The 26,533-nt window shown below is 67.9% G+C and carries 30 protein-coding genes; 17 read left to right on the forward strand and 13 right to left on the reverse strand.

What is annotated here, in order from left to right; all coding sequences use genetic code 11:
• Positions 1–23: 23 nt before the first annotated feature.
• A complete protein-coding gene (gene hslU, locus ABNX08_RS00780) occupies positions 24–1,355 on the forward strand; it encodes an ATP-dependent protease ATPase subunit HslU (RefSeq protein ID WP_022533260.1) in 1,332 nt (443 codons plus the stop codon).
• Between the two features lie 258 nt (positions 1,356–1,613).
• Complete coding sequence (locus tag ABNX08_RS00785; protein ID WP_022533261.1) at positions 1,614–1,910, forward strand: hypothetical protein; 297 nt, start codon at positions 1,614–1,616, stop codon at positions 1,908–1,910.
• 55 nt (positions 1,911–1,965) lie between these two features.
• Here the strand turns inward: ABNX08_RS00785 and ABNX08_RS00790 are convergent, their stop codons facing one another.
• On the reverse strand, positions 1,966–2,577 hold the full coding sequence (locus ABNX08_RS00790) for a response regulator transcription factor (RefSeq protein WP_022533262.1): 612 nt from the start codon (positions 2,575–2,577) through the stop codon (positions 1,966–1,968).
• A 2-nt stretch (positions 2,578–2,579) separates the two neighbouring features.
• Positions 2,580–3,980: an ATP-binding protein gene (locus ABNX08_RS00795; RefSeq protein ID WP_022533263.1), complete on the reverse strand. Its 1,401-nt coding sequence runs from the start codon at positions 3,978–3,980 to the stop codon at positions 2,580–2,582.
• A gap of 197 nt (positions 3,981–4,177) precedes the next feature.
• Between ABNX08_RS00795 and ABNX08_RS00800 the strand changes: the two genes are divergently transcribed.
• On the forward strand, positions 4,178–4,669 hold the full coding sequence (locus ABNX08_RS00800; RefSeq protein WP_022533264.1) for a copper chaperone PCu(A)C: 492 nt from the start codon (positions 4,178–4,180) through the stop codon (positions 4,667–4,669).
• 199 nt (positions 4,670–4,868) lie between these two features.
• On the opposite strand, the gene ABNX08_RS00805 is transcribed toward ABNX08_RS00800, so the two are convergent.
• On the reverse strand, positions 4,869–5,804 hold the full coding sequence (locus ABNX08_RS00805) for a LysR family transcriptional regulator (RefSeq protein WP_022533265.1): 936 nt from the start codon (positions 5,802–5,804) through the stop codon (positions 4,869–4,871).
• A 94-nt stretch (positions 5,805–5,898) separates the two neighbouring features.
• Here ABNX08_RS00805 and ABNX08_RS00810 point away from each other — a divergent pair, with 94 nt between their 5' ends.
• A complete protein-coding gene (locus ABNX08_RS00810) occupies positions 5,899–6,426 on the forward strand; it encodes a DMT family transporter (protein ID WP_022533266.1) in 528 nt (175 codons plus the stop codon).
• On the opposite strand, the gene ABNX08_RS00815 is transcribed toward ABNX08_RS00810, so the two are convergent.
• Positions 6,387–6,629: a cysteine-rich CWC family protein gene (locus tag ABNX08_RS00815; RefSeq protein WP_022533267.1), complete on the reverse strand. Its 243-nt coding sequence runs from the start codon at positions 6,627–6,629 to the stop codon at positions 6,387–6,389. The two genes, ABNX08_RS00810 and ABNX08_RS00815, sit on opposite strands and share 40 nt — an antisense overlap.
• Positions 6,630–7,003: 374 nt before the next feature.
• Here ABNX08_RS00815 and argB point away from each other — a divergent pair, with 374 nt between their 5' ends.
• The 5 genes from argB to metW all read left to right on the forward strand — a co-directional run bounded on the left by argB (position 7,004) and on the right by metW (position 11,684).
• Positions 7,004–7,921 (forward strand): acetylglutamate kinase, encoded by a 918-nt coding sequence (gene argB, locus ABNX08_RS00820; RefSeq protein ID WP_080745243.1) that lies wholly within the window; start codon positions 7,004–7,006, stop codon positions 7,919–7,921.
• A gap of 73 nt (positions 7,922–7,994) precedes the next feature.
• Positions 7,995–8,945 carry a pyrimidine 5'-nucleotidase gene (locus ABNX08_RS00825; RefSeq protein ID WP_349604764.1) on the forward strand — a complete coding sequence of 317 codons (951 nt, stop codon included), beginning with the start codon at positions 7,995–7,997 and terminating at the stop codon, positions 8,943–8,945.
• On the forward strand, positions 8,942–9,619 hold the full coding sequence (gene slmA, locus ABNX08_RS00830; protein WP_022533270.1) for a nucleoid occlusion factor SlmA: 678 nt from the start codon (positions 8,942–8,944) through the stop codon (positions 9,617–9,619). Before ABNX08_RS00825 ends, slmA begins: the two co-directional genes overlap by 4 nt.
• Before the next feature lie 275 nt (positions 9,620–9,894).
• Entirely contained in the window at positions 9,895–11,076 is a 1,182-nt protein-coding gene (locus ABNX08_RS00835) for a homoserine O-acetyltransferase (RefSeq protein WP_022533271.1), read from the forward strand.
• Entirely contained in the window at positions 11,073–11,684 is a 612-nt protein-coding gene (metW, locus tag ABNX08_RS00840; RefSeq protein WP_012351496.1) for a methionine biosynthesis protein MetW, read from the forward strand. Before ABNX08_RS00835 ends, metW begins: the two co-directional genes overlap by 4 nt.
• A gap of 16 nt (positions 11,685–11,700) precedes the next feature.
• Here the strand turns inward: metW and ABNX08_RS00845 are convergent, their stop codons facing one another.
• A complete protein-coding gene (locus tag ABNX08_RS00845) occupies positions 11,701–12,129 on the reverse strand; it encodes a VOC family protein (protein WP_022533272.1) in 429 nt (142 codons plus the stop codon).
• A 68-nt stretch (positions 12,130–12,197) separates the two neighbouring features.
• On the opposite strand from ABNX08_RS00845, the gene ABNX08_RS00850 reads away from it, so the two are divergent.
• Complete coding sequence (locus tag ABNX08_RS00850) at positions 12,198–12,797, forward strand: TetR family transcriptional regulator (protein WP_041680919.1); 600 nt, start codon at positions 12,198–12,200, stop codon at positions 12,795–12,797.
• Between the two features lie 7 nt (positions 12,798–12,804).
• On the opposite strand, the gene ABNX08_RS00855 is transcribed toward ABNX08_RS00850, so the two are convergent.
• On the reverse strand, positions 12,805–13,719 hold the full coding sequence (locus ABNX08_RS00855; protein WP_022533274.1) for a LysR family transcriptional regulator: 915 nt from the start codon (positions 13,717–13,719) through the stop codon (positions 12,805–12,807).
• A gap of 111 nt (positions 13,720–13,830) precedes the next feature.
• On the opposite strand from ABNX08_RS00855, the gene ABNX08_RS00860 reads away from it, so the two are divergent.
• The gene (locus ABNX08_RS00860) at positions 13,831–14,718 is read left to right on the forward strand and encodes a DMT family transporter (protein WP_022533275.1); all 888 of its coding nucleotides are present in this window, start codon (positions 13,831–13,833) and stop codon (positions 14,716–14,718) included.
• A 116-nt stretch (positions 14,719–14,834) separates the two neighbouring features.
• Complete coding sequence (locus ABNX08_RS00865) at positions 14,835–15,680, forward strand: thioesterase family protein (protein ID WP_051369836.1); 846 nt, start codon at positions 14,835–14,837, stop codon at positions 15,678–15,680.
• Between the two features lie 3 nt (positions 15,681–15,683).
• Here ABNX08_RS00865 and ABNX08_RS00870 read toward each other — a convergent pair whose 3' ends face one another.
• Positions 15,684–16,943, reverse strand: coding sequence for a muropeptide transporter (locus ABNX08_RS00870; protein WP_022533277.1), 1,260 nt, complete (start codon positions 16,941–16,943; stop codon positions 15,684–15,686).
• Positions 16,944–17,077: 134 nt separating this feature from the next.
• Here ABNX08_RS00870 and ABNX08_RS00875 point away from each other — a divergent pair, with 134 nt between their 5' ends.
• A complete protein-coding gene (locus ABNX08_RS00875; RefSeq protein WP_349604763.1) occupies positions 17,078–18,040 on the forward strand; it encodes a M48 family metallopeptidase in 963 nt (320 codons plus the stop codon).
• Between the two features lie 67 nt (positions 18,041–18,107).
• Here the strand turns inward: ABNX08_RS00875 and argC are convergent, their stop codons facing one another.
• A complete protein-coding gene (argC, locus tag ABNX08_RS00880) occupies positions 18,108–19,055 on the reverse strand; it encodes an N-acetyl-gamma-glutamyl-phosphate reductase (protein ID WP_349604761.1) in 948 nt (315 codons plus the stop codon).
• A 182-nt stretch (positions 19,056–19,237) separates the two neighbouring features.
• On the opposite strand from argC, the gene ABNX08_RS00885 reads away from it, so the two are divergent.
• Both ABNX08_RS00885 and ABNX08_RS00890 read left to right on the forward strand, forming a co-directional pair.
• Positions 19,238–19,501 (forward strand): type II toxin-antitoxin system MqsR family toxin, encoded by a 264-nt coding sequence (locus ABNX08_RS00885; protein ID WP_374063637.1) that lies wholly within the window; start codon positions 19,238–19,240, stop codon positions 19,499–19,501.
• A 13-nt stretch (positions 19,502–19,514) separates the two neighbouring features.
• Positions 19,515–19,916: a type II TA system antitoxin MqsA family protein gene (locus tag ABNX08_RS00890; protein ID WP_022533280.1), complete on the forward strand. Its 402-nt coding sequence runs from the start codon at positions 19,515–19,517 to the stop codon at positions 19,914–19,916.
• 10 nt (positions 19,917–19,926) lie between these two features.
• Here ABNX08_RS00890 and ABNX08_RS00895 read toward each other — a convergent pair whose 3' ends face one another.
• Positions 19,927–20,703 carry an exodeoxyribonuclease III gene (locus ABNX08_RS00895; protein ID WP_022533281.1) on the reverse strand — a complete coding sequence of 259 codons (777 nt, stop codon included), beginning with the start codon at positions 20,701–20,703 and terminating at the stop codon, positions 19,927–19,929.
• 27 nt (positions 20,704–20,730) lie between these two features.
• Here ABNX08_RS00895 and pyrE point away from each other — a divergent pair, with 27 nt between their 5' ends.
• Together pyrE and ABNX08_RS00905 are read left to right on the forward strand one after the other, a co-directional pair.
• Complete coding sequence (gene pyrE, locus ABNX08_RS00900; protein WP_349604759.1) at positions 20,731–21,426, forward strand: orotate phosphoribosyltransferase; 696 nt, start codon at positions 20,731–20,733, stop codon at positions 21,424–21,426.
• An 87-nt stretch (positions 21,427–21,513) separates the two neighbouring features.
• Positions 21,514–22,836, forward strand: coding sequence for a patatin-like phospholipase family protein (locus ABNX08_RS00905; RefSeq protein ID WP_022533283.1), 1,323 nt, complete (start codon positions 21,514–21,516; stop codon positions 22,834–22,836).
• 21 nt (positions 22,837–22,857) lie between these two features.
• Here ABNX08_RS00905 and ABNX08_RS00910 read toward each other — a convergent pair whose 3' ends face one another.
• The 4 genes from ABNX08_RS00910 to ABNX08_RS00925 form a co-directional block, all read right to left on the reverse strand.
• The gene (locus ABNX08_RS00910) at positions 22,858–23,667 is read right to left on the reverse strand and encodes a polyphosphate kinase 2 family protein (protein ID WP_022533284.1); all 810 of its coding nucleotides are present in this window, start codon (positions 23,665–23,667) and stop codon (positions 22,858–22,860) included.
• Positions 23,668–23,777: 110 nt separating this feature from the next.
• Entirely contained in the window at positions 23,778–24,644 is an 867-nt protein-coding gene (gene dapF, locus ABNX08_RS00915) for a diaminopimelate epimerase (protein ID WP_349604757.1), read from the reverse strand.
• A gap of 40 nt (positions 24,645–24,684) precedes the next feature.
• Complete coding sequence (locus tag ABNX08_RS00920) at positions 24,685–25,578, reverse strand: lipid A biosynthesis lauroyl acyltransferase (RefSeq protein ID WP_022533286.1); 894 nt, start codon at positions 25,576–25,578, stop codon at positions 24,685–24,687.
• Positions 25,575–26,477: a lysophospholipid acyltransferase family protein gene (locus ABNX08_RS00925; RefSeq protein WP_022533287.1), complete on the reverse strand. Its 903-nt coding sequence runs from the start codon at positions 26,475–26,477 to the stop codon at positions 25,575–25,577. The genes ABNX08_RS00920 and ABNX08_RS00925 overlap by 4 nt, the downstream gene beginning before the upstream one ends.
• Positions 26,478–26,533: the final 56 nt, after the last annotated feature.

Genomic DNA, 26,533 nt, shown 5'->3' on the forward strand with positions numbered 1-26,533 from the left:
CGCGCCCCAACTGAACGGATACCATGTCGCACACCATGACCCCGTCGGAAATCGTTTCCGAACTCGACAAGCACATCATCGGCCAGAACAAGGCCAAGAAGGCCGTGGCCGTGGCGCTGCGCAACCGCTGGCGCCGCCAGCAGGTGGCCGAGCCCCTGCGCCAGGAAATCACTCCCAAGAACATCCTGATGATCGGCCCGACCGGGGTCGGCAAGACCGAGATCGCACGTCGCCTGGCCAAGCTGGCCGACGCGCCGTTCATCAAGATCGAGGCGACCAAGTTCACTGAGGTGGGCTATGTGGGCCGCGACGTCGACACCATCGTGCGCGACCTGGCCGAGATGGCGATCAAGCAGACCCGCGAATCCGAGATGAAGAAGGTGCGCACCAAGGCCGAGGACGCGGCCGAGGACCGCCTGCTCGACGTGTTGCTGCCGCCGCCGCGCGATATCGGCTTTACGCAGCCGGAAGAAAAGGATTCCAACACGCGCCAGGTGTTCCGCAAGAAGCTGCGCGAAGGCCAGCTCGACGACAAGGAAATCGAGCTGGAGCTGGCCGCCGGCATGCCGAGCATGGACATCATGGGCCCGCCGGGCATGGAAGACATGACCGAGCAGATCCGCTCGATGTTCGCCGGCCTGGGCCAGGGCAAGAAGGCGCGCCGCAAGATGAAGGTCAAGGAAGCCTTCAAGCTGCTGATCGACGAAGAGGCCGCCAAGCTCGTCAATGACGATGAGCTCAAGCACAAGGCCATTACCAACGTCGAGCAGAACGGCATCGTGTTCCTGGACGAGATCGATAAGATCGCCAGCCGCAGCGATATCGGCGGCGGCGAGGTGTCGCGCCAGGGCGTGCAGCGCGACCTGCTACCGCTGGTGGAAGGCACCACGGTGAGCACCAAGTACGGCATGATCAAGACGGACCATATCCTGTTCATTGCCTCGGGTGCGTTCCACCTGTCCAAGCCGAGCGACCTGATCCCCGAACTGCAGGGCCGCTTCCCGATCCGCGTGGAGCTGGACTCGCTGTCCGTGCAAGACTTCGAGGCCATCCTGACGCAGACCGACGCGAGCCTGACCAAGCAGTACCAGGCGCTGCTGAGCACGGAAGCGGTCGAACTGGTGTTTGCCGATGACGGCATCCGCCGGCTGGCGGAGATCGCCTTCTCGGTCAATGAAAAGGTGGAGAACATCGGCGCGCGCCGGCTGTACACGGTGATGGAGCGGTTGCTGGAAGACCTGTCGTTCCATGCGACCAAGTCGTCGGGCGAGACCGTGACCATCAATGCCGCGTATGTCGATGAGCGCCTGGGCGACCTGGCCGGCAATGAGGATCTGTCGCGCTACGTGCTGTAAGTCGGTACTGTCGGCAAGCGGGAAGGGCGCACCACGGTGCGCCCTTTTTGCATCTGTGGGTCAGTTTCCGTCCCCTGGCGGGAACGGATTTCTCATATCCGTGCGTATCCGGCTGCCACATGCCGGTAAGGCGCGTAAGCATTGGTAAGCACGCTGGCGCGCGAAGGCGCGTCAATGCGACCCTTCGTCACCTTGACGGTCGATTGACCGGTGCGGGAGCCACCGCATCCCACTCAACTCACTGGCAGGAGAAATCCAATGATCCAATACAAGACCCGCCGTGTGGTGCTCGCCACAGGAGGCCTGCTGGCCGCGCTGGCCGCCGCGACGGCCTTTCTCTGCATCCGTCCCGCCGTGCCCGCCGCCGAGGCGGCGCAATCGGGTTCGCGCGGCGCGGCCACTGCCGCGGCAGCGACGCTGGCGCTGGATTCGGGCGCGCTGTTCACGCTGGCCGACCGGCATGCCGGCGACGCCATGCGCATCGTCGCGCAAGGCAGCACGCCGCAGGACAGCGCCGACGGGCTGGACTGGGACTACGTCCAGTTGCGCCTGTAAAACACCGGCAGCATTTGTCACCGGAAAGGCCGCGCAATACGCGCGGCCTTTTCCTTTAGCGTGACACCGGCCGCTTGCCCAGCTTGCGCTGCAAGGTGCGCCGGTGCATGTTCAGCGCCCGCGCCGTGGCGGAGATATTTCCGCCGTGCTCGGCCAGCACGCGCTGGATGTGTTCCCACTCGAGCCGCGCCACCGACAGCGGCACCGGCTCTTCCATTGCGGCCTGCGCCGCCTCTTCCGACACGCCCGCCATCAGCGCGGTCAGGATCGAATCGACATTGGCCGGTTTGGCCAGGTACTCGTCCGCGCCCTGCTTGACCGCCGCCACCGCGGTGGCAATGCTGGCGTAGCCGGTCAGGATCAGGATGCGCGCGTCGGGCAGCGCCTGGCGCAGCGGCGATACCAGTTGCAGGCCCGATTCGGCCGGCGCGGTGCTGCCGGCTTCGGGCGGCGGTTCCAGGTGCAGGTCCAGCGTGACGTAGGCAAAGGCCGTGCGCGACGCCAGCGCGAGCGCGCTGCGGCCGTCGTGCGCGACCTGCACCGAATAGCCGCGGCGCGTGAGCGCGCGCGCCAGCGTGCCGGCGAAGACTTCATCGTCGTCGATGAGCAGGAAGGACGTGCCTGCGGGTGCGGTGGCTTCAGGTACCGGGTGGAAGGTGTCGGTCATGTTCAGTGGTGGCGCGATGGTTCCGGATGCGCGGCAGGCGCGGAAAACGTCGATAGCGCGGACAGCGCGGGCAGGCGCAGCTCGGCCACGGTGCCGCCGCCGGGGCGGTCGTGCCAGGCCAGTTCGCCGCCCATCTGGCGGGCGGCGCTTTGCGCCAGGTACAGGCCGATACCCTGGCCGCCGTGCTGGCTGGCCACCGGCGTTTCGCCGAGCTGGCCGCGCAGGGATTCGGGGATGCCGTCGCCGTGGTCGGCCACGCGGAAGGACAGCCACGGCGCGGTGTAGCCGGGCTCCATCGCGATCTGCAGCTGCAGCGGTTCGTTGCCGCGGCCGGCGGCCTGCTGGCTGCGCGCGGCGTTGTCGAGCAGGATGGTCAGGATCTGGCCGACGCGGGCAGTTTCTACCGCTTGCGCGCCGGCGCCCGGGGTGGTGCCGGCCTGCAGGCCGGCGCCGGGATGGCGCAGCTGCCAGCGTTCGGCAAAGGCCGGCAGCCAGCCGTCGATGCGCTGTGGCGCCAGTGTGGCGGGATCTTCGCGCAGCCTTGCCAGCGTGGTGCGGCACAGCCCGAGCTGCTGCTCCATGGTCTGCAGGTCGGGCAGGTAGGCGTTGATCGCGGTGGCGCCGCGGCCGGGGTCGGAGGCATCCGCGCGCAGTTCGCCGGCGATCACCGCGAGCGTGGCCAGCGGCGTGCCGATCTCATGTGCCACGGCGGCCGCCTGGCCGTTGAGGTCTTCCACGCGCGCCTCGCGCAGCAACTGCTCGCGCGCCAGGTTGAGCTGCGCCTCGCGCTGGCGCAGCACGCCCGACAGGCGCGCGACGAACAGCGCGATCATCACCGCGCTGGCGACGAAATTCAGCCACATGCCCGCCAGGTGGTAGTTCACCGCGTTGTCGGGGTTGTGCAGGTCCAGCGGCACGTACTCGAACAGCAGCACCGTGTAGCAGGCCAGCGCGTACAGCGCCAGCGCGATCACCTGGCGCCAGGGCAGGATCGCCGCGGCAATGGCGAGGCCGGGCAGGTAGAACGAGACGAAGGGGTTGGTGGCGCCGCCGGTAAAGAACAGGATCGCCGACAGCGCGGTCAGGTCCACCAGCAACTGGCCCATCAGTTCGGCCTCGCCGGGCGCGCTGTTGCGCCGCGTGTGCTGGCGCAGGCGCAGGCCGGTGAGCAGGTTGAACAGCGCCTGCAGCCCGAACACCACCAGCAGCGGCCCGTAGGGCAGCCGGATGCCGGCCATCGGGTCGCAGCTCAGCATGGTCAGCGCCTGCCCGGCCAGCAGCGCCCAGCGCAGCCAGAACAGCCGGCGCAGCGTCACCTGGCCGTGGCGGGCGGAGGAGCCGGCCGGCAGCGGCGTCAGGAAGGGGAGTTCGGGCAGGCTTGGCACGACGGCGCGGGTGGTCATGGCGCGAGTGTATCAATGCCGCCGCGGGGCACCTGCGCGTGCGACACCTTGCCGCATTGGCGGCGCGCCGCGCGGCCTGCCAGACTAGCCGGCTATGCGCCGCGCCGGCGCTCCCCGGCCTGCCGCGCCGGCGCCCCCCTTGCCGGGCACGGCCAGGCATCGGCATGGTCTAATGTCTGCTTTCAGGAGAGCCTTACATGCAAGCCAAGATCCGCGCGGCCACGGTGGCCGCATCGTTCGCCGCGCTCGCCGCCACGCTGGCTTCGGGCGCCGTGCTGGCCCAGGTCGATGTCAGCAATGCCTGGGTGCGCGGCACCGTGCCGACCCAGGCCGCATCGGGCGCCTTCATGGTGCTGCACGCGCACGAGAACGCGAAGCTGGTCGGCGTATCGTCGCCGGTGGGCACGGCCGAGCTGCACGAGATGAAGATGGAAGGCAACGTGATGCGCATGCGGCAGATCAAGTCGCTGGACCTGCCAAAGATGAAGGACGTCGAGCTGAAGCCCGGCGGCTACCATGTGATGCTGATGGACCTGAAGTCGCAGCTGAAGAAGGGCGACACCGTGCCCATCACGCTGAAGATCGAGCAGGGCGGCAAGGTGACCGAGCAGAAGGTCACGGCAGAAGTGCGCGACATGGTGCCCGCTGCCGCCGGCGCGAGCGGCGGCCACGGCGAGCACAAGCACTGATCGCCTGACGGGCCCGGCCTCGTCCATCCACTCATCCAGCCAACATGGCCAACAAGCAGCACGGCACCCGGCAGAAGCTGGTCTTTCGCGGGGACACGCGGCCCGCCAGGCCAGCCACCGGCGCCACCCAGCGTCGTGATGCCAGACCGCAGCCACCGAATCCGGGTGGCGGCAAGCCCGCCAAGCCCGCACTCCGCCGTCAGCCGCGCAAGCTGATCGGCTCTTCCGATTCCTGATTGGCAGCCGCCGCCAGTACGCGCTCGCGCAGCCACGCGTGGGCCGGATCGGCCTCGGTGCGCTCGTGCCAGATCATGCTGAAGGTGAAGTCGTCCAACGCAAACGGCGGCGTGAATACGGCATAGCGGGGGTCGTCTTCCAGCGCGGCCAGGCTGCGTCGCGCGGTGGTGAGCACCAGGTTGGTCCCGGCGATCAGCGCCGGCGCCACGCTCCAGTGCGGCACCACGCAGGCGATCTTGCGGCGCCCGCCGAGCTTGGCGACGGCCGTGTCGATCGCATCCATGCGTTCGCTGTGCGTGGCCACCAGCACGTGCGAGCGCGCCAGGTAAGCCACCTGGTCGAGCCGGCCGGAATCGCGCACGGTCGCCGCATCCACCGCGCAGGCGTAGCTCTCCCGGAACAGCTCGGCGGATTTGACGCCTTCGGGCTGGTAGGTGAACACGCCCAGCGCCATGTCGATCTCGCCGTCGGCCACCTGCGCGGTCATGCCCTCGCGGCTGGCCTGCGACACCACCAGGTCGATATTGGGCGCGGCCTTGCGCACCGCGCGCAGCAGCCGCGGCAGCACCACCAGCGCGCCATAGTCGGACATCGCCAGGCGGAAGGTACGGCGCGTGGTGGCGGGCTGGAAGCCGCTCGGCCCCAGCAGGATGCGCACCTGCGCCAGCGCCTCGGCCAGCGGGCCGGTCAGTTCATGGGCGCGCGCGCTCAGCACCAGTCCACCCTTGCCGCGCACCAGGATAGGATCGTCGAGCAGCTGCCGCAGGCGGCCCAGCGCGTGGCTCACCGCCGGCTGGCTCAGGTGCAGCCGCAGCGCGGCGCGGGAGATATGGCGCTCGGCCAGCAGTGCTTCCAGCACCACCAGCAGGTTGAGGTCGATTCCGCGTAGGCTATTCATTCGGCGAATATTAAACGTACGAAAGCAGAATTGGGAATTCGCTTTGCGATATTTCACACTGGCAGGCATCGCATATTGCCTCACGGAGCGCACCATGTCAGTCACTCAGGTCCCGTTTTCGATCCCCGTTTCGCTGTTGCTGCCGCTTGCCACGGCGGTACTGGCCGGTGCCGTGATCCCGTTCCAGGCGGGTGCCAACGCCACGCTGGGGCGCACGCTGGGCCATCCGCTGTCGGCCACGCTGGTGTCGTTGCTGGTCAGCCTGGCAGCAATCCTGCCGGTGCTGTGCCTGCTGCGGGTGCCGCTGCCGGCGCCGTCGCAGCTGGCGCGCGCGCCGGGCTGGATCTGGATCGGCGGGGTGCTGGGGGTGTTTTATATCTCGGCCGCGCTGATGATGGCGCCGAAACTGGGCGCCGCCGGCTTTATCGCCGCGGTGGTGGCGGGGCAGGTGCTGGCGGCGCTGCTCGTGGACCAGTTCGGGCTGGCCGGGTTTGCCGTGCGTGTGCTGACGCCGGCGCGGCTGGCGGGCGCGGTGCTGATCGTGGCCGGGATGCTGGTGATGCAGTGGGGCAGTGCGCCGGCTCAGCCGGCCGGCGTGCCCACGGCCGGGGCCGGCGCCTGATCCTCGCTCCGGCGCGCCGCCAGGCAGGCGGGGCACAGGCAGTGCTGGCCGGGCACGATCTGCCGCGCCGGCAGCAGCGGCTGGCTGGCGCACCAGCACTCGGGCAGCCCGGCCACGTAGCCACAGACGAAACCGGCGCCACAGCGGCTGCAATGCTCGACCGGGCGCAGCTGGCCGGTGAGGACCGTGCGAGCGTCGCTCATCGGCGGCACGCCGGCGCCGGGGCCGGGATCGGAGGGGGCAACGCGGGGTTGGTTTCTGGCATGGTGGGAACTGGTGCGCGGAGTGGCTTGCCAAATGGGCACAGTGATCGGGGCACAGTGATCGGGCTCAGGTGACCGAGTGCGGGGCGGCTGTTGCGCGGACGGAACGCCGGCGCGCTGTCTGGTGCCCCGTGGGGCGCTTGCCGGCGGCTTGCGCGCGCAGCTTGGGCCGGCAGGCTCGCGCCCCGCGCGGTTTCTTGTAAAATCGGCGCCTGCCGTGGCCGGATGGCGCACTTTCGGGCGATCCCCGTTGGTTTCCCCCGGGTACGCGGCCGATTAGCCATCATACCTGTTGAATCTCACGGATGTCCCCCATGAACGCCGACAACCCCGGGCCTGCCGCAACGACGGTGGCCGCCATTGCCCCCGCGCTGAAAGCCGAGATCCTCGCCGAGGCGCTGCCGTATATCCGCAAGTTCCACGGCAAGACCATCGTGGTCAAGTACGGCGGCAATGCCATGACCGAAGAGAAGCTCAAGCACGGCTTCGCGCGCGACGTGATCCTGCTGAAGCTGGTCGGCATGAATCCGGTGGTGGTGCACGGCGGCGGCCCGCAGATCGATGAGGCGCTGAAGAAGGTCGGCAAGGTCGGCACCTTCGTGCAGGGCATGCGCGTCACCGACGAAGAGACCATGGAAGTGGTCGAGTGGGTGCTGGGCGGCGAAGTCCAGCAGGACATCGTGATGCTGATCAACCAGTACGGCGGCCAGGCCGTGGGCCTGACCGGCAAGGACGGCGGCCTGATCCGCGCCAAGCGCCTGCAGATGCCGGATCGCGAGAACCCGGGCGCCTTCATCGATATCGGCTACGTGGGCGATATCGAGGCGATCAACCCGGCGGTGGTCAAGGCGCTGCAGGACGATGCCTTTATCCCGGTGATCTCGCCGATCGGCTTCTCCGACGATGGCCAGGCCTACAACATCAACGCCGACGTGGTCGCCGGCAAGATGGCCGAGATCCTGAAGGCCGAGAAGCTGGTGATGATGACCAACATCCCCGGCGTGATGGACAAGAAGGGCAACCTGCTGACCGACCTGACCGCGCGCGAGATCGAAGAGCTGTTCGCCGACGGCACCATCTCGGGCGGCATGCTGCCGAAGATCTCGTCGGCGCTGGATGCGGCCAAGAGCGGTGTGCATTCGGTGCACATCGTGGACGGCCGCATCGAGCATTCGCTGCTGCTGGAAATCCTGACCGAGCAGGCGTTCGGCACCATGATCCGCTCGCACTGAGCGGAGCCGCCGGGGCGGCCCTGGCCACAACCAGCCGCCCCGGAACACCCCCATATCCTCCGAGTCGTCCGGCGTGCCTTCCAGTCTTCCTCCTCCGCGCCGTGTCCGCGCTCGCCTGCGCCGCCGCCCGGCGGGCGACAACTCAGGCCGCACGGTCTGGCTGTTCGACCTCGACAACACGCTGCACGACGCGTCGCACGCAATCTTCCCGGCCATCAACCGGCTGATGACCGCCTACGTGGCGCGCGTGCTCGGTTGCGACGAGGCCACCGCCAGCCGCGTGCGCGTGGACTACTGGCAGCGCTACGGCGCCACGCTGCTCGGCATGATCCGCCACCATGGCGTCGATCCCGCGGACTTCCTGCGCGCCGCGCATGAATTCCCGGCGCTGGCCGAGATGGTGCGCGTGCGGCGTGGGCTGGCCGCGCACCTGCGGAGCCTGCCCGGGCGCAAGATCCTGGTCACCAATGCGCCGCAGGACTATGCGCATGCGGTGATGGAGATTGCCGGCATCCGCCATTGCTTCGAGCGCGTGGTGGCGATCGAGCAGATGTGGGTGCACGGCCACCTGCGGCCCAAGCCGGACCGGCGCATGCTGCGCCGGTTGCTGGTGCAGACGGGCATCGCGCCCCATCGCGCGGTGCTGGTGGAAGACACCGTGTCGCACCTGAAGCGCTATGCGGGCACCGGTATCCGCACGGCATGGGTGACCGGCTACCTGCGCACGATCGCGCCGTCGCGCCCGCACGAGGCGCTTGCTGTGCCCACTGCGGCGCGCGACGACGGCAGCCGGCGCGATGCCGCGGTACGCTCCACGCTGGAGGCCGAGGACCGGCGCCATGTCGGCCACGCCGCGCAGGAGCAGTCGGTCACGCTGGTGGCGGCAGAGACCCAGGCGCCGCAGGCGCAGCCCGACAACGTGCCGCGCGTACGTGCCCGCGTGCCGAACCGGCCGGCCTATGTGGACATAAAAGTACAATCCATGCATCAACTCCAACGACGAATGCGGAGAACCGGGTCATGACGCAGAGCAACGGGGACCAGCCGGAGGCTGTCATTTCAGGCAGGGCCGAGGACATCGACATGCCGGCGGGCGAACAGGCGCCGGCCGCGCCCGTGCGCAAGCGCCCGCGCCCGGGCGAGCGCCGCGTGCAGATCCTGCAGACGCTGGCCACCATGCTGGAACACCCGCGCGGGGAAAAGATCACCACCGCCGCGCTGGCCGCGCGCCTGAACGTGTCCGAGGCGGCCCTGTATCGCCACTTCGCCAGCAAGGCGCAGATGTACGAGGGCCTGATCGGCTTTATCGAGCAGACCGTGTTCGGCCTGATCAACCAGATCGCCGACAAGGAAGAGCATGGCCTGCGCCAGGTCCATGCGATTGTGCGCATGCTGCTGTCGTTCGCCGAGAAGAACCCGGGCATGACGCGCGTGCTGACCGGCGAGGCGCTGGTGGGTGAGCACGAACGCCTGCAGGAACGCATCAACCAGGTGGTGGACCGCATCGAGGCCTCGCTGCGCCAGTGCCTGAAGGTGGCGGTGACACAGGCCGCGTTCCCCGCGGACGCCGATATCCCGGCACGCGCCGCGCTGATCATGGCGGCGGTGCAGGGCCAGTGGCACCGCTATGCCAAGAGCGGCTTCCGCAAGTCGCCGTCGGACCATGTCGAGGCGCACCTGAGGGTCTTGCTGGGCTGAAAACAACATGCCGGGCCGATTGCTCTATAATTGCCCGGTCGCGCCGATTTGATGACTGGCTTGCGGGCGCGCGGCAGCCAAGGGACCAAGGTCCGGGTTGCCACTATAAATGCGGCTAAAGAGGTTGGGTCGGCGCCCCATGTCACCACTGCAATGGATGGCGCCGGCACGCGGAATCCCGCAAGGAATCCAGTGAATCCCGACTTGGCTGCGATGCTGCATACGCAAATGCCGGTCGGGTTTTTTTATGCCCGTTCGCCACGGGCCCGGATTCCATGACTGATGTCGCCCTGCCGTCTGCCGCGCCCAGCGCGCTCGCCCTGCCGCCCGATTCGGTCGGCGTGGTCACGCCGCAGCGCATGCATTTCGCCGAGCCGCTGAAGCTGCGCAACGGCACGTCCATCGCCGGCTACGACCTGATGGTCGAGACCTACGGCACGCTCAATGCGGCCCGCTCCAACGCGGTGCTGGTCTGCCACGCGCTCAATGCCTCGCACCATGTGGCCGGCGTCTATGCTGACGACCCGCGCGACGTGGGCTGGTGGGACAACATGGTCGGCCCCGGCAAGCCGCTCGATACCAACCGCTTCTTCGTCATCGGCGTCAACAACCTGGGCTCGTGTTTTGGCTCGACCGGACCGATGAGCGTGAACCCCGCCACCGGCCAGCCCTATGGCGCGAGCTTCCCGGTGGTGACGGTGGAAGACTGGGTCAACGCGCAGGCGCGCGTGGCCGACGCGTTCGGCATCACGCAGTTCGCCGCAGTGATGGGCGGCAGCCTCGGCGGCATGCAGGCGGTGGCCTGGAGCCTGATGTACCCGGACCGGCTGCGCCACTGCATCGTGGTCGCATCCACGCCCAAGCTGTCGGCGCAGAACATTGCCTTCAACGAGGTCGCGCGCAGCGCCATCCTGTCCGACCCCGACTTCCACGGCGGCAACTACTACGCGCATGGCGTCAAGCCCAAGCGCGGCCTGCGCGTGGCCCGCATGATCGGCCATATCACCTACCTGTCGGACGAGGACATGGCCGAGAAATTCGGCCGCGAGCTCAAGACCGACGACATCCGCTTCTCGTTCGATGTCGAGTTCCAGGTGGAGAGCTACCTGCGCTACCAGGGCGACAAGTTCGCCGAGTACTTCGACGCCAACACCTACCTGCTGATTACGCGCGCGCTCGACTACTTCGACCCGGCGCTGGCCTACGGCGGCGACCTGACGCGCGCCATCGCGCAGACCCAGGCCAGCTTCCTGGTGGCGAGCTTTGGCACCGACTGGCGCTTCGCGCCCAGCCGCAGCCGCGAACTGGTCAAGGCGCTGCTGGACAACAAGCGCCCGGTCTCGTACGCCGAGATCGACGCGCCGCATGGTCACGACGCCTTCCTGCTCGACGACCCGCGCTATCACAACCTGATGCGCGCCTATTACGACCGTATCGCAGAGGAGATCGGCGCATGAACGCCCTGGCCAATCCCAATATCCTGGCGCTGCGCCCCGACTTCCGCGCGATCGCGCGCTGGATCGAACCCAATTCCACGGTGCTCGACCTGGGCTGCGGCGACGGCAGCCTGCTGCGCGTGCTGCAGGACGAACTCGATGTGCAGGCCTACGGCATCGAGATCCGCGACGAAGGCGTGCTGGCGTGCGCGCAGAAGGGCGTGCATGTCATCCAGCAAAACCTGGAGGGCGGGCTGGCGCTGTTCGAGGACAAGAGCTTCGACACCGTGATCCTGTCGCAGACGCTGCAGACCATCCACAACACCGCGCAGGTGCTGCGCGACACGCTGCGGGTGGGGCGCGAGTGCATCGTCTCGTTCCCGAACTTTGGCTACTGGCCGCACCGGCTGTCGGTGTTCCGCGGGCGCATGCCGGTGTCGGAGTCGCTGCCTTACCAGTGGTACAACACGCCCAACGTGCGCGTGCTGACCATCAGCGACTTCGAGGCGCTCGCGCCCAAGGTCGGGCTGCGCGTGATCGACCGCGTGGTGATGCACGAGGGCGTGACCGTCAGCTGGGGCGTCAACTGGCGCGGCAGCCTGGCGGTGTACCGGGTCTGCGCGGCCTGAGCGGGGCCCATCGGCTTCAGCCCGGCAGCGCGCCGGCCTCGTACTGCGCCGCAAATTCTCCCGACGGCGGGATCGGCTTGATGATGTCGATCAGCACGCCGTTGGGGTCGGCGGTGATGAAATGGCGCTGCCCGAAAGCCTCGTCGCGCAGCGGCAGCAGGATTGGCAGCCCGGCCGCCCGCAGGCGGTCATGGATCGCATCGGGGTCTTCCACTTCAAAATTCAGCAGCAAGCCCTTCGCGCACTGGCCGCGCGCCAGAGCGGGGATGGTCTCGTGGCTGCCGTCCAGCACCGCCAGGTTGACCGCCGGGTCGTCCGCTAGCTGCAGGTGTACGTACCAGTCGCTGGTGAAGAGGGCCACGAAGCCGAAGTGGCGCTGGTAGAACGCGGCCGTGCCGGCAACGTCGCCGGTCATGATGACGGGGTAGTAGCTGGTGACTTTCACGATGCGGCTCCTTTCGGTTGTTAGATACATGCAGACTGTATGTAAATTGATATTAAGATACAGGCTGCATGTATGCAAGGAGGAAATGCGTGGCCCGCTCGAACCGAGAACGTACCGAGGCAACCCGGCAGGCGCTGCTCGATGCCGCGCGCACGCTGTTCGTCAGCCGCGGCTATGGCGAGACTTCGACGCCTGACGTCTGCGCCGCCGCCGGCATCACGCGCGGCGCGCTGTACCACCATTTCGCCGACAAGCGCGACCTGTTCCGGCACGTGCTGGCCGAGGAAGCGGCGGCGGTCGCCGCCGATATCGAGGCGGCCACGCCCGATGGGCAGGACCCTGCCGAGGCCCTGATCGCCGGCGCGCAGGCCTACCTGGATGCGATGACCGTGCCGGGCCGCACGCGGCTGCTGCTGGTGGAGGGGCCGGCGGCGCTGGGGCTGCGCGAAACGCTGGCGCTGGACGAGGCCAACGCCGCCCGCACGCTGCGCGAGGGGCTGGATACCGCGGGTGTCGGCCAGCGGGGCGACATGGCAGTGCGCGCGCTAGCGCCGCTGCTGTCGGCGGCGTTCGACCGCGCGGCATTGGAGATCGAGGCGGGCGCCGATGCAGCACGCGTGCGCGAGGCCATGCTGTGGTTGCTGCGGCGGGTCCTCGGCAAGGGGTGAGGCTCAGCTAGACCGGCGCGTCGCCGGCGGTCGCGGCGAGGTGGTCGACAAAGGCCCGCACCTTGGGCGGCACGTGCCGCGTCGGCGTATACACCGCGTAGGCGGTGCCGATGTAGGGCTCGAGGATGTCCCAGTCCGGCAGCACTGTCACCACGCGGCCATCCTCGAGGGCGCTGCCCAGCGAGAAGTCCGGCACCAGCCCGATGCCGGCATCGCGCTCCACCATGGTCATGATCGCCAGGCTGTTGTTCAGCGTCAGGCGCGGCGGGATGCGCACCACCACGGTCTCGCCGCCGGCCTGGCGGCGCATGGTCCAGCGTTCGCCGAAGTTGCCGTAGCCGAGGTAGAGGCAGCGCGCGGCCGCCAGTTCGGCGGGCGTGGCCGGGGTGCCGTGGCGGTCCAGGTGGCCGGGCGAGGCCACCAGCCGGTAGCGCACCTCGCGCAGCGGCCGCGCGGCCAGCCCTGGCGCCAGTTCGCGGGCGATGCGCACGGCCACGTCCAGGCCTTCCTCGACCAGGTCGACCATGCGGTCGGCCAGCGTCAGCTGCAGGTCCAGCCCCGGGTACCTGGCAAGCAGCGCCGGCAACCGCGGCGCCAGCCAGGCTTGCCCGAACGAAACCGGGGCGCTGACGCGCAGCACGCCGTGCGGCGTACCGCCGTGCTCGCCGGCCAGCGCGGTGACCTCGCGCGCGGCGGCGGTCATGCGTGCGCAGGCGGCATAGACCGACTGGCCCAGCTCGGTCAGCGCAAAGGCGCGCGTGGTCCGCTGCAGCAGGCTCGCGCCCAGCGTCGCTTCCAGCCGCGACACGTGGCGGCTGACCGCCGACGGGGTCATGCCGAGGTCCTGCGCGGCGGCCGAGAAGCTGCCGCACTCGACCACGCGCGCAAATACGGCCATCGCATTAAGTGGTGCATCCAGCATCGCACGTCCTCATTCTTTGACTTCAGATCAAATACTAATTGAGCTGAGACGGGATTGTTGAGCGGATTGCATGGTGGAACAATGCGGCCATCACTCTGAGCGGAGTCCCTCATGCCCTCCCAACAACCCTTGCCAGGCGGCGCCTGGCGCATGGTCGCGGCCATGCTGCTGTCCGGCACCATCGGCTGGTTCGTGGTCACCAGCGGCCAGGCGCCGCTCGATGTGGTGTTCTTCCGCTGCCTGTTCGGCGGCGCGGCGCTGCTGGGCGTGCTGACGCTGCAGCGCGGCTGGGTGCGGATGACCCGCGCGCAGCTCGGCTGGCTGGTGCTGGGCGGTGTCACGCTGGTGCTCAACTGGCTGGCGCTGTTCTCGGCGTACGCGTACAGCGGCATCGCCATTGCCACCGTGGTCTATCACACCCAGCCGTTCTTCCTGCTGTTGCTGACCTCGGTGGTCCAGCGCGAGCCGTTCCCGTTCGCGCGGCTGCCGTGGCTGGTGCTGGCCTTTGCCGGTGTAATGCTGATCACCGGGCTCGAGCACGGCGCCACCGGCGCGGCGATGCTGGCCGGCATCGGCCTGGGCCTGCTGGCCGCGCTGCTGTACGCGGTGACGACCCTGGCCACGCGCCGGCTGCAGGCGATCCCTCCTGGCCAGATCGCCGGGCTGCAGATGGTGCTGGGCGTGATGATGCTGGCGCCGCTGGCCCATCCCGCGGCAGGCAGCTACGACGCTGGCACCTGGGCCGCGCTGCTGGCGCTGGGGCTGGTCCATACCGGCGTGATGTACACACTGCTGTATGGCGCCTTCCAGCGGCTCAACGTGGTGTCGATCGCGACGCTGTCCTTCATCTACCCGCTGGTGGCGATCGTGATCGACGTGCTGGTGTTCGACGTGGTGCTGGGCCCGCTGCAGGTCGCCGGCATGGCGCTGGTGCTGCTGGGCGTGATCGCCAACCAGTTGGGCTGGAGCCTGCCGCTGCGGCGGCGGGCGGAGGGCTGATGCGGCACCCCGAGGACGCTGGACGGGCGCCTGATGCATGATCGTGTTGACCAAATGTCTGACTACGGCTAGTGTAGGCAGCTCATCGAACGATCGTGCTATTCGCCCCCATCGCCATGTCAGCTATCGCTCCCCAGACTGCCGCCGCTCCTGCTGCGCTCCATTCCTTTGACGATGCGATTGCGCTGGAGGCCGCCGGCGAGCACCGTTTCCTCGGCCGCACCACGCCGGCGTACTGGAACATGATCGGTCCGTTCGGCGGCATCACCGCCGCCACGCTGCTGCAGGCGGCGCTGGACCATCCGCAGCGGCTGGGCGACCCGGTTTCGCTGACCGTCAACTTTGCCGGACCGATCGCCGAAGGACCGTTCGAGATCGAGGCGCGCCCGGTGCGCACCAACCGCTCGACTCAGCACTGGACCCTGGAACTGCGCCAGGGCGATGGTGTGGCCACCACCGCCACCGCCATGTTTGCCGTGCGCCGCGAGACCTGGGACTGCGGCGAGGCGGTGATGCCGGAGGTCCCGGCCGCCGACACGCTGCCGGCCATGGGCGGGTTTGCGCCGGTGCGCTGGCTCAAATCCTACGACATGCGCCCGGTGCGCGGCGCCAAGCCGACCGCCGAGCCCGGCACCGAGCACCCGGACAGCCTGACGCAGTTCTGGTTGCGCGATGCGCCGGCACGCACGCCAGACTTCGCCGCGGTGGCGGCGTGGGCGGACAGCTTCTACCCGCGCATCTTCCTCAAGCGCGCGGGCTTCGTGCCGGCCGGCACGGTGTCGATGACCACCTATTTCCATGCCGATGCGCAGACGCTGGCGGCGCTGGGCGACAGCCACGTGCTGGCCAGCGCGCAGGCGCAGGTGTTCCGCCAGGGCTTCTTCGACCAGCGCGCGCAGCTGTGGAGCCCGGCCGGCGAGCTGATCGCCAGTTCGCACCAGATCGTCTACTACAAGGAATAAGGCTCAGGCGATCGCTTCGCGCGCCTGGGCCTCGTAGCGGTGCACGGTGTTGCGCATGACCCAGAGCAGCATCACGCCCGGCAGCGCCACCGCCACCGTGCCGAGGTAGAACGGCGCCCAGCCCCAGGCCTCGACCATATAGCCGGAGGTGGGGCCCACATAGACCCGGCCCACCGAAGCCAATGCCGACAGCAGCGCGTACTGCGTCGCCGAGAACGAGCGGTTGCACAGCGTCATCAGCAGCGCCACGAAGGCCGCCGTGCCCATGCCGCCGCACAGGTTCTCCACGGCGATGGTCGCGCCCATGGTCCACAGGTGCGCCGGCGTCACCGCCAGGATCCAGTAGCCCAGGTTCGACACCGCCTGCAGCATGCCGAACAGCATCAGCGAGCGGTACAGCCCCAGCCGCACCATCAGCGTGCCGCCGAACAGCGCGCCGATGATGGTGGCGGCCAGCCCGAGGGTCTTGTTGACGATGCCGACCTCGCCCGCCGAGAAGCCCACGCCGCGGATCAGGAAGGTGGTCGACAGGCTGCCGGCAAAGGCGTCGCCGAGCTTGTACAGCACGATCAGCAGCAGCAGCCACCATGCGCCCGGGCGCGCAAAGAAGTCGCGCAGCGGGCCGAGTATGGCCTCTTCCAGCGTGCGCGGCGCGCGCGCCGGCACGTCCGGTTCGGGGGCCCACAGCAGGGTGACGATACCCACGCCCATCAGCGCCGCCATCAGCAGGTAGGTCTGCTGCCAGCCGAGCACGCGGTCGGCCAGCCACAGCGCCAGGCCGCCCGAGACCAGCATCGCCAGCCGGTAGCCCAGCACCTTGACCGCCGCACCGGCGCCGCGCTCGGCGGGGCGCAGCACGTCGGTGCTGTAGGCGTCGAAGACGATGTCCTGCGAGGCCGACAGGAAGGCCACCAGCGTGGCCAACGCCGCCAGTGTCCACAACGCCTCGCGCGGCGGGCAGAAGGCCATGGCGGCAATGCCCAGCACCAGGCCCACCTGCGTCACCAGCAGCCAGCCGCGCCGGCGCCCCATCAGCGGCGGCGTGTAGCGGTCCATCAGCGGCGCCCACAGGAACTTGAAGATATAGGCCTGCCCGACCAGCGAGAAGAAGCCGATGGTCTTGATATCCAGCCCCTCGACCGTCATCCACGCCTGCAAGGTGCCGGAAGTCAGCGCCAGCGGCAGCCCGGAGGCGAAGCCCAGCGCCAGCATGGCGCCAATGCGGCGGTTGCGGAAGATGTCGAGATACGATTGGAAAGTCATGAACGGGGCAGGCGTGTGGCGCCGCGCGGCTGCGCGGGCGCCGTGTATTATTGCATCACCCGTCCGCCTCGCCGCCACATGCGGCACTGCGCGGCGGGCTTTTCCGCTTCCTGACTGCGCCCGAGGAACCGCACATGCTCCGCCGCTTGCAAGGTGTTCAGCGTCCCGCCCGTACCCGGCTGGCCCGCGCGCTGGCGCTGGCCGCGGTGGCGTTGCCCACGGCCTGGAGCCAGCCCGCGCCGGCGCAGGAAGGCGATGCCGACGGCATCCGGCTCAACCGCGGCGGCTCGGCGGTGCGCAACATCGTGCCGGCCGAGGCCATCGAGCAGCAGGCCACGCAGGAGTACGAACAGCTCAAGCAGGAGGCCATCGCCAAGCATGCACTGGCCGCCGACAACAACCCGCAGCTGATCCGCCTGCGCGCCATCGGCAAGCGGCTGCTGCCGCATACCGTGCGCTGGAACGAGCGCGCGCGCCAGTGGCAGTGGGAGGTCAACCTGATCGGCTCCAAGCAGGTCAATGCCTTTTGCATGCCCGGCGGCAAGATCGCCGTCTATACCGGGCTGCTCGACCAGCTCAAGCTCACCGACGACGAGGTCGCGATGGTGATGGGCCACGAGATCGCCCACGCGCTGCAGGAGCACGCGCGCGAGCGCGCCGCCAAGTCCGAGATCACCAACCTGGGCGCCAACGTGATTTCCCAGCTGTTCGGCTTCGGCAACCTGGGCAATATGGCGCTGGGCACCGGCGCGCACCTGCTGACGCTGCGCTTCTCGCGCGCGGATGAATCCGAAGCGGACCTGATCGGCATGGATGTTGCCGCGCGGGCAGGCTTCGACCCGCGCGCAGCGATCACGCTGTGGCAGAAAATGGGCAAGGTGTCGCAGTCCGGCGCCGAGTTCCTGTCCACGCACCCTTCCGGGCGCAGCCGCATCGCCGACCTGGAAAAGCACCTGCCCGAGGTGCTCCCGCTCTACGCGCGCGCGATCAACTCGACGGTGGACAAGCTGCCGCCGTACCGCGCCAATATGGCGGGCCTGGGCGATGCGCCAGTGGACAGCGGCGACGACGACCGGCAGAAGCCGCTGAAGCGCTGAGGCGCATTCCGCTGCAAAAGAAAAAAGCCGGCATTGCCGGCTTTTCTCGTTCAGGGTTGCCGCCGCTTCAGGCGCTCAGACCCGTGGCCTCATCGGCGCCCACATGCACGTTCATGCACTGCACCGCCGCACCGGCCGCGCCCTTGCCCAGGTTGTCCAGGCGGGCAACCAGGTTCAGGCGCTTGGGCGTGCCGAACACGAACAGGTCGACACGGTTGGTGTCGTTGTTGGCCTGCACGTCGAAGAAGCCGTCGTCGAGGTTCTCTTCGCTGTTGTACGGCAGCACGCGCACGAACTGCTCGCCCTCATAGTGCTTGCGGTAGATCTCGACGATCTGCTCCGGGCTTACCTTGCGCGCCAGGCGCTCGCCGAAGACCGGCACCGTCACCGCCAGGCCCTTGAGGAAGTTGCCGACGATCGGGTTGAAGATCGGGTCCTGCGACAGGCCGCCCTGCACGCGCATCTCGGGCAGGTGCTTGTGCTGCAGCGCGAGCGCGTAGGGGCGCGGGCTGTGCAGCTTCGGGTTACCGCCGGCTTCGAAGTCGGCAATCATCTTCTTGCCGCCGCCGCTGTAGCCGGTCAGGGAGAACGCCGACACCGGGTAGTCCGGCGGCAGCACGCCGGCATCCACCAGCGGGCGCACCGCCATCACGAAGGCGCTGGCGTGGCAGCCCGGCACCGCGATGCGCTTGCTGGCGCGGATCTTCTCGCGCTGGCCGCGCACCAGTTCGGGCAGGCCGTAGGCCCAGTTGTCGGAGGTGCGGAACGCCGTGCTGGCGTCGATCACGCAGGTATTCGGGTTGGTCACCAGCGACACCGCCTCGCGCGAGGCCACGTCGGGCAGGCACAGGAAGGCAACGTCGGCGGCGTTCAGGAAGCGTGCTCGCTCGGCCGGGTCCTTGCGCTTGTCATCGGCAATGCGCAGCAGTTCCACGTCGGGACGACCGGAAAGATAGTCAAGCAGCCGGAGACCGGTGGTGCCTTCCTGACCATCGACGAACACTTTGAAAACCATGGCGGACTCGCTCAATGAAATGCGGGATATGCGCGGGATATGCGAAATGTCCCCTGCCGGACCCGGTGGGGACCCTGCATTGTAGCGGGGATGGGGGCGGGTCGCAGGGTTTGCACCGGTTGGAATATTGCGATCTGGCACAGTTCGGCGCTTGCAGAATATAACCAAGTAGGTTAATTTGCATGGAGAAGGGGACGGCGCATTACTCGCTGTGGCGGGTGCGGGAGCTTCTGGCAGCACGGCGGGTCACGGTCACGCGAACCGCCCGCGATGGGGCCGTGGCGCTGGGGCTGGACATGGCAGGGCTGGCCGAGGTAATCGGCGCGCTGCGTCCGGCCCACTTACGCCGACCACACCGTCTGGCAGGACGTCTACCGTCCGGTTACGCGTACCTGAAGCTGACGGTGACCGAAGGCCTGCTGGTCGTGTCGTTCAAGGCGCGATGAAAGGAGCTGTGCAGTGAAATGCCCCGAATGCGGCGCGGCCGAACTGCTGGCCGATGTCCGCGACATCCCTTACACCTATCGCGGCGAAACCACCGTGCTGGAAAAAGTGCGCGGACAGTCCTGCCCGGCCTGCGGTGAGTCCGTGACCGACTGGCAGGAAAGCGACCGGGTGATGAAACTGATGAACGCGTTCAGCCGCCAGGTGAATGCCGCGTTCGTCGATCCGGCCTACATCACCGGCGTGCGCAAGAAGCTCCGCCTCGACCAGCGCGAAGCCGCCGAGATCTTTGGCGGCGGCGTCAACGCGTTCTCGCGCTATGAAACCGGCAAGACCAAGCCGCCGCTGGCGCTGGTCAAGCTGCTGAAGCTGCTCGACCGCCACCCGGAGCTGCTTGAAGAAGTCCGGGCGGCTTGATGGCAACCGCTCAGAGCGGATAGTCGTAATCGATCGACAGCGGCGCGTGATCGCTGAACTTTTCGTCCTTGTAGATCGAGCAGATATGCGCGGTCTCGGCGAGCTTCGGCGTGGCCAGGTGATAGTCGATGCGCCACCCCACGTTCTTGGCATAGGCCTGCCCGCGGTTGCTCCACCACGTGTACTGGTCCGGGCGCGGATCCAGCCTGCGGAACACGTCGACATAGCCGTGGGTGTCGAACAGCTCGCCGATCCATGCACGCTCTTCCGGCAGGAAGCCTGAGTTCTTCAGGTTGCCCTTCCAGTTCTTGATATCGATTTCCTTGTGCGCGATGTTGACGTCGCCGCACAGCACGATCTCGCGCCCGCTCGCCTTCAGTTGCAGCAGGTGTGGCAGGAACGATTCCATGAAGCGGAACTTGGCCTGCTGGCGCTCCTCGCTGCTGGAGCCGGACGGCACGTACACCGATATCACCGCCAGGTGCGGATACTGCACTTCGACATAGCGGCCTTCGCTGTCGAATTCCGTATTGCCGAAGCCGGTGACCACACGCTCAGGCTTGTGGCGCGTATATAGGCCCACGCCGCTGTAGCCCTTCTTCTCGGCGTAGTGGAAATAACCGTGGTAGCCATGTGGCGCAAGGAACGCTTCGGTCATGTCGGCGGCCTGCGCCTTCAGTTCCTGCACGCAGACCATGTCCGCGTCCTGCTTGCCCATCCAGTCGAAAAAGCCCTTCTTGGACGCGGAGCGGATGCCGTTGAGGTTGGCGCTGATAATCCGTAACATCTCGGGAAATTTTGAATTCAGAGAGAAATGATGACGCAGAACACGCCTGCAAGCACGCAAGAGGGCGCCGACCTCAGCCAGACCTTTATCCGCTTTGCGCTCGATGCCGGCGTGCTGTCGTTTGGCGAGTTCGTCACCAAGGCTGGCCGCAAGTCGCCGTACTTCTTCAACGCCGGCCTGTTCAACCAGGGCGCGATGCTCGGCCAGGTGGCGCAATTCTATGCGAAAACCCTGCTGGGCTCGGGCGTGCAGTTCGACGTGCTGTTCGGGCCGGCCTACAAGGGCATCACGCTGGCGTCGGCCACCGCAGTGGCGCTGGCGGGCATGGGACGTGACGTCGGCTTCGCCTACAACCGCAAGGAAGCCAAGGACCATGGCGAAGGCGGCACGCTGGTGGGCGCGAAGCTGCAGGGCAAGGTCGTCATCGTCGACGACGTGATTTCGGCCGGCACCTCGGTGCGCGAGTCCGTCAACATGATCCGGGCCGCCGGTGCCGAGCCCGCCGCGGTGCTGATCGCGCTGGACCGCATGGAGAAGAGCGGCACCGCCGAGCAGGTCGGCACGCATTCCGCCGTGCAGGACGTGCAGCGTGAATTCGGCATCCCGGTGATCGCGATCGCCAGCCTGAAGGACTTGCTGGCCTACCTCGATGCGTCGCAGGATCCGGCGCTGTCCGCCTCGCGCGAGGCGGTGGCGGCCTACCGTCAGCGCTACGGCGTCTGAAGCCGTTGATGGCGGTGGGCGCTGACAGCAGCGTCCCATCATCGGATAGCGGGGCAGGCGGACTTTCTAACTGGCAGGGAGCGCGGCGTGGCGGCAAAAGAGCGGCAGGAACGGCAAGAGCAACAAGAAAAGGCAGGGCAGGCGGCAACGCCATCCGCCCAGGCTGAAAACGGCAACCAGGCCGATTCCCTCGCCGAGCGCGGCGCCCAAGTGCGCCCGCGCAAGCCGGTGCGCCAGGCCGCCAAGGCCCCGGACCGTCCCGCGCATGAAGCCTATGCCGTGCGCGCGCTGGTGCTGCAGGGTGGCGGGGCGCTGGGCGCCTACCAGGCCGGCGTGTACCAGGGACTGGCCGAGGGCGGCATCTACCCGAACTGGGTCGCCGGCATCTCCATCGGCGCGCTCAATGCCGCGGTGATCGCCGGCAATCCGCCGGAGCGCCGGGTCGAGCAGCTGTGCGCCTTCTGGGAGCACATCTGCGCGCAGCCGTGGCTGCCGAGCCTGTCGCATACCTGGCTGATCGATCATGCAGAAACCTGGCCGGAGCCGCTGCGCATCTGGTTCGACGGCCTGCACGCCGCGCGCGCGATGTTCGAAGGCCAGCGCGGCTTCTTCCAGCCGCGCAGCTGGCCGGAGCTGTTGTCGCGCTATGCCGAGCCAACCCGCGCCAGCTTCTACGACACTACGCCGCTGAAGGCGACGCTGGAGCGCTTTGCCGACTTCGACCTGATCAACCACCGCCCCGACCTGATGCGTGTTTCGGTGGGCGCGGTCAATGTGCGCACCGGCAATTTCGCCTATTTCGACAACACCCGCGACAAACTCCGCCCCGAGCATTTCATGGCTTCGGGCGCGCTGCCACCAGGCTTCCCGGCGGTGGAAATCGATGGCGAGTACTACTGGGACGGCGGCCTGGTCTCCAACACACCGCTGGCCGAGGTGCTGACCGCGCAGCCGCGGCGCGACGCGCTGATCTTCCAGGTCGACTTGTGGAGCGCGCGCGGCAAGCTGCCGCACGACCTGATTGACGTGGCCGAGCGCGAGAAGGACATCCGCTATTCCAGCCGCACGCGCGCCATTACGGACTACATGCGCGAGCAGCAGAACATGCGCCGCATGCTCAATGAAGTGATGGCGCTGGTGCCGCAGGCAAAGCGCGACAACGCGTGGTACCGGCGCGCCGCCGAGCAGGCCTGCGACGCGCGCCGCAACGTGATCCAGCTGATCTACCGCGACAAGTCGTTCGAGAACATGGCCAAGGATTACCAGTTCGGCTCGCTGACCATGCATGAGCACTGGACCAGCGGGCTGGACGATATCCGCCAGACGCTGCGCCACCCGCAATGGCTGGCCATGCCCAGCCGCGAGCATCCCTTCGTCACCCACGACGTGCACCGCGGCAACGGCGGCTGAGCCGCGCCGGCGCCGGCCGCGCTACTCGACCTTCACCTGCGCCAGTTCGGGCCGCGGCGGCGGATAGGCGGGTTTCAGTTCTGCGAACACCTGTGTCAGGATTTCCGCCACCATCAGGTTGCGGTGAGTCTTGGAGTCGGCCGGCACCACGTACCATGGGCATTCGGGCGTGCTGGTCGCCAGGATCGCCGCCTCGTAGGCGTCCATGTAGGCCTTCCAGCGCTTGCGCTCGGCCAGGTCGGTGGTATCGAACTTCCAGTGCTTCTCCGGATCCGCCAGGCGAGCCTCCAACCGCGCCTTCTGCTCGTCGCGCGAAATATGCAGGAAGCACTTGACGATGGTGGTACCGGTCTCGGTCAGCATGGCCTCAAACGCGCGGATCTGGCGGAAGCGGCGCTCGCATTCGGCATTGTCGATCCAGCCGTGCACGCGCGTGATCAGCACGTCTTCGTAATGGCTGCGGTTGAACACCACGATTTCGCCCGCCTTGGGCACTTGCAGGTGGATGCGCCACAGGTAGTCGCGCGCCAGTTCTTCCGGCGACGGGGCCTTGAAGCCCACCACGCGGATGCCCAGCGGATCGAAGCTGCGGAACACGCCGCGCACGGTGCCGTCCTTGCCGCTGGTGTCCATGCCCTGCAGCACCACCAGCAGCTTGCGGCGGTGCTCGGCATAGAAGATGTCCTGCTGCGCGTCGAGCGCGTTGCTCAGTTCGATGATGCGGGCGAGATCTTCCTCTTTCTTGCCGCACGAGAGCGGCTTGCTGCCCGGGTCGAAGTCAGCAAGGCGGAATCGCTTGCCTGAAGTAATTCGGAAATCGTCCAGCGGCATGGGGCGCTCCATCGGTCTGACCTGCAAGATCAAAAGGACTGGGCGCGCCGCCGGCTGCCGTCGGCGGTAAGGCGGAAGAGAGGACGGAAAGGGGCGCGCAGCCCCTATGGTCAGGCCGGCAGGGCTGCCAGGTCAATGCTGCCTTCGAACACGGTGGTCGCCGGACCGGTCATGCGCACCGGCTCCGAACCGCCATCCCAGGCGATGGTCAGTTCGCCGCCGTGGGTGTGCACCCGCACCGGCGAGTCCAGCAGCCCGCGCCGGATGCCGGCCACCACCGCCGCGCAGGCGCCGGTGCCGCAGGCCAGCGTCTCGCCGGCGCCGCGCTCGTAGACGCGCAGCCGGATGGTGTGGCGGTCTTCCACCTGCATGAAGCCGGCGTTGACGCGGTTGGGGAAGGCGGAGTGGTATTCCAACACCGGGCCGTCCTGCAGCACCGGGAAGTTCTCCACGTCGTCCACCGCCTGCACCGCGTGCGGATTGCCCATCGACACGGCCGAGATCCATTCGGTGCGGCCGTTGACTTCCAGGCCGTAGAGCGTGTCGGCGCCTTGGCTGCGGGTCGGCAGGCCTTCGGCACGGAACGGCACGCGCGCCGGTTCCAGCTCGGGCGCACCCATGTCGACCGTGACCTGGCCGTCGTCCTGCAGCGTCAGCGTAATCACGCCGTTCATCACCTCCACGCGCACCGAGCGCTTGTCGGTCATACCCTTGTCGGCGACAAAGCGCACGAAGCAGCGCGCGCCGTTGCCGCAGTGCTCGACCTCGCTGCCGTCGGCATTAAAGATGCGGTAGCGGAAGTCGACATCCGCGCGCGAGGGTTTCTCGACCACCAGCATCTGGTCGGCGCCCACGCCGAAGTGCCGGCTGGCGAGCGCGCGCCACTGCGCGGGGGTCAGGTCGATCTGCTGGCCGATGCCGTCGAGCACGACAAAGTCGTTGCCGGCGCCATGCATCTTGGTGAACTGGAGTTTCATGAGGGGGATTGTAGTCGTGGGGCGCAGGGCGTGCCGGCGCTCAGTAGATCTCGGGCTCGCCCGGCAGGCGGTGCTTGAAGCGCTTATGCACCCAGTAGTACTCGGGCACGCGCGGGCGGATGCAGTCCTCGAAGAAGGTGTTCATGCGGCGCGTGTCGTCGGTGACGCTTTCGCCGGGGTAGTCTTGCCAGGCCGGCAGGATGCGCAGCACGTAGCCCTGGTAGTCGGGCAGCATCTCGGTATAGATCGGCACCACCCTGGCCCCGGTCAGCCGTGCCAGCCGCGACACCGAGGTCAGCGTCAGCGCCTGCACGCCGAAGAACGGCACGAACTCCGAATCGCGCTCGCCGAAGTCCATGTCGGCGATCAACTGCAGCGCCTCGCCCTTCTTCAGGCAGCGCAGGATGTCGCGCGCGCTGTCATTGCGCGCAATCATGTTGGCGCCGAAGCGCCCGCGCGCGTGCTTCAGGAAGCCGTCGAACAGGGCGTTCTTCTGCTTGGTATAGAGCGATGCGCCGGAGCGCCCCACGTGCTCGCGCAGGTGGATGGTCAGCCGTATCGCGCCGGCCTCCACGCCCGACAGGTGTAGCGTCACCAGGATATGGGGAGTGCCGTCCAGCGCTACCAGGTCGGCCTGGTCGTCGATCTGCACCCAGCGGCGCATCTGCGCCTCGTTGCCGGTCCAGAAGATGCCGCGCTCGGCAAAGCTGCGGAACAGGATGCGAAAGCCTTCGCGCGACAGCGCGTCGATCTCGGCCTCGGTCTTGTCCGGGAAGCACAGGCGCAGGTTGGCCTGCACCACGCGCCGGCGGCTGCTCGGGACCACGTACAGCAGGCTGCCCAGCGCTTCGCCAAAGCGGGCAACGAGTGGATATGGCAGTTTGCCCAGCACCGTCAGCAGGCCGATGCCGAGCCAGGTGAACACGCGGCTCATGAAAGGGATGGATCAGTGGTCGTCTTGGTCGCGGTGCTGGTGGTGGGGTCAGGCGGCAGTTCGGCCCCGGCCGGATGCTTGTAGCGGTTGTAGCCCCACAGGTACTGCGTGGGCGCCATGGCCACCAGTTGCTCGATATTGCGGTTGATCACGGCGGCGGCCTGGGTCGGATCCTCGGGCAGCAGGCCGCCGTCGTTGAGCACGCGGAAATGGCCGCGGTAGCCGGCGCCGCGCGGCAGCCGCTCGGCGAACACCGCCACCACCGGCGCCTGGGTCAGCTGTTGCATCCGGTGCACCAGCGCCATGGTGTAGGCCGGCTTGCCGAAGAATGGCGCCCAGTGACCCTCGCCGCCGGTCGGCACCTGGTCGGGCAGGATGCCCACCGCCTGGCCGCGCTTGAGGGCCTTGACCAGCATGCGCACCCCGCGCGGCGTGGCCGGCGCCATATGCAGGTTCGGGCGGGTGCGCATCTTTTCGATCCAGTCGCGCAGCCAGGGCTGGTGCGGCGGCTTGAACAACGCGGTGACCGGGCGCAGCAATGCGTGGGACTGCGGCAGCACTTCAAAGCAGCCCAGGTGCGGCGTCAGGATGATGAGGCCTTTGCCGCGCGCTTGCAGCGCCTCCAAGGCCGGCCACATGTCGTCGTCAAAGCCGTACAGCTTCGCGCCGATCTTGCGGCGACTCCAGAAGTAGGGCATCTCGACGATCATGCGCCCCGCCGAGCGGGCGGCTTCGTCGATCATCGCGTCGGTGGCGTCCGGAAACGCCAGGCGGAAGTTTTCTCTGAGGCGCTGGCGGTAGCGGCCGGGCAGGCGCCCCGCCAGAAGCCCGAGTGCGCCGCCCACGGCTTGCAGCAGGCGTAGGGGAAGGCGGGAGATCAGCCAGAAAAGAAAGGTCATCAGGCGCGAAAAGGAAGCCTGTGCCAGGTCTGCGCCGGGGAACAGACGGGAAACAG

This window comes from Cupriavidus sp. DF5525 (assembly GCF_040149425.2).
GTDB lineage: Bacteria > Pseudomonadota > Gammaproteobacteria > Burkholderiales > Burkholderiaceae > Cupriavidus > Cupriavidus pickettii_A.

Bases quoted from the DNA above. Each gene is read 5' to 3' on its own strand.
- hslU (WP_022533260.1), top strand. From the start codon at position 24: ATGTCGCACACCATGACCCCGTCGGAAATCGTTTCCGAACTCGACAAG.
- ABNX08_RS00785 (WP_022533261.1), top strand. From the start codon at position 1,614: ATGATCCAATACAAGACCCGCCGTGTGGTGCTCGCCACAGGAGGCCTG.
- ABNX08_RS00790 (WP_022533262.1), bottom strand. From the start codon at position 2,577: ATGACCGACACCTTCCACCCGGTACCTGAAGCCACCGCACCCGCAGGC.
- ABNX08_RS00795 (WP_022533263.1), bottom strand. From the start codon at position 3,980: ATGACCACCCGCGCCGTCGTGCCAAGCCTGCCCGAACTCCCCTTCCTG.
- ABNX08_RS00800 (WP_022533264.1), top strand. From the start codon at position 4,178: ATGCAAGCCAAGATCCGCGCGGCCACGGTGGCCGCATCGTTCGCCGCG.
- ABNX08_RS00805 (WP_022533265.1), bottom strand. From the start codon at position 5,804: ATGAATAGCCTACGCGGAATCGACCTCAACCTGCTGGTGGTGCTGGAA.
- ABNX08_RS00810 (WP_022533266.1), top strand. From the start codon at position 5,899: ATGTCAGTCACTCAGGTCCCGTTTTCGATCCCCGTTTCGCTGTTGCTG.
- ABNX08_RS00815 (WP_022533267.1), bottom strand. From the start codon at position 6,629: ATGAGCGACGCTCGCACGGTCCTCACCGGCCAGCTGCGCCCGGTCGAG.
- argB (WP_080745243.1), top strand. From the start codon at position 7,004: ATGAACGCCGACAACCCCGGGCCTGCCGCAACGACGGTGGCCGCCATT.
- slmA (WP_022533270.1), top strand. From the start codon at position 8,942: ATGACGCAGAGCAACGGGGACCAGCCGGAGGCTGTCATTTCAGGCAGG.
- ABNX08_RS00835 (WP_022533271.1), top strand. From the start codon at position 9,895: ATGACTGATGTCGCCCTGCCGTCTGCCGCGCCCAGCGCGCTCGCCCTG.
- metW (WP_012351496.1), top strand. From the start codon at position 11,073: ATGAACGCCCTGGCCAATCCCAATATCCTGGCGCTGCGCCCCGACTTC.
- ABNX08_RS00850 (WP_041680919.1), top strand. From the start codon at position 12,198: ATGTATGCAAGGAGGAAATGCGTGGCCCGCTCGAACCGAGAACGTACC.
- ABNX08_RS00855 (WP_022533274.1), bottom strand. From the start codon at position 13,719: ATGCTGGATGCACCACTTAATGCGATGGCCGTATTTGCGCGCGTGGTC.
- ABNX08_RS00860 (WP_022533275.1), top strand. From the start codon at position 13,831: ATGCCCTCCCAACAACCCTTGCCAGGCGGCGCCTGGCGCATGGTCGCG.
- ABNX08_RS00865 (WP_051369836.1), top strand. From the start codon at position 14,835: ATGTCAGCTATCGCTCCCCAGACTGCCGCCGCTCCTGCTGCGCTCCAT.
- ABNX08_RS00870 (WP_022533277.1), bottom strand. From the start codon at position 16,943: ATGACTTTCCAATCGTATCTCGACATCTTCCGCAACCGCCGCATTGGC.
- ABNX08_RS00875 (WP_349604763.1), top strand. From the start codon at position 17,078: ATGCTCCGCCGCTTGCAAGGTGTTCAGCGTCCCGCCCGTACCCGGCTG.
- argC (WP_349604761.1), bottom strand. From the start codon at position 19,055: ATGGTTTTCAAAGTGTTCGTCGATGGTCAGGAAGGCACCACCGGTCTC.
- ABNX08_RS00885 (WP_374063637.1), top strand. From the start codon at position 19,238: ATGGAGAAGGGGACGGCGCATTACTCGCTGTGGCGGGTGCGGGAGCTT.
- ABNX08_RS00895 (WP_022533281.1), bottom strand. From the start codon at position 20,703: ATGTTACGGATTATCAGCGCCAACCTCAACGGCATCCGCTCCGCGTCC.
- pyrE (WP_349604759.1), top strand. From the start codon at position 20,731: ATGATGACGCAGAACACGCCTGCAAGCACGCAAGAGGGCGCCGACCTC.
- ABNX08_RS00910 (WP_022533284.1), bottom strand. From the start codon at position 23,667: ATGCCGCTGGACGATTTCCGAATTACTTCAGGCAAGCGATTCCGCCTT.
- dapF (WP_349604757.1), bottom strand. From the start codon at position 24,644: ATGAAACTCCAGTTCACCAAGATGCATGGCGCCGGCAACGACTTTGTC.
- ABNX08_RS00920 (WP_022533286.1), bottom strand. From the start codon at position 25,578: ATGAGCCGCGTGTTCACCTGGCTCGGCATCGGCCTGCTGACGGTGCTG.
- ABNX08_RS00925 (WP_022533287.1), bottom strand. From the start codon at position 26,477: ATGACCTTTCTTTTCTGGCTGATCTCCCGCCTTCCCCTACGCCTGCTG.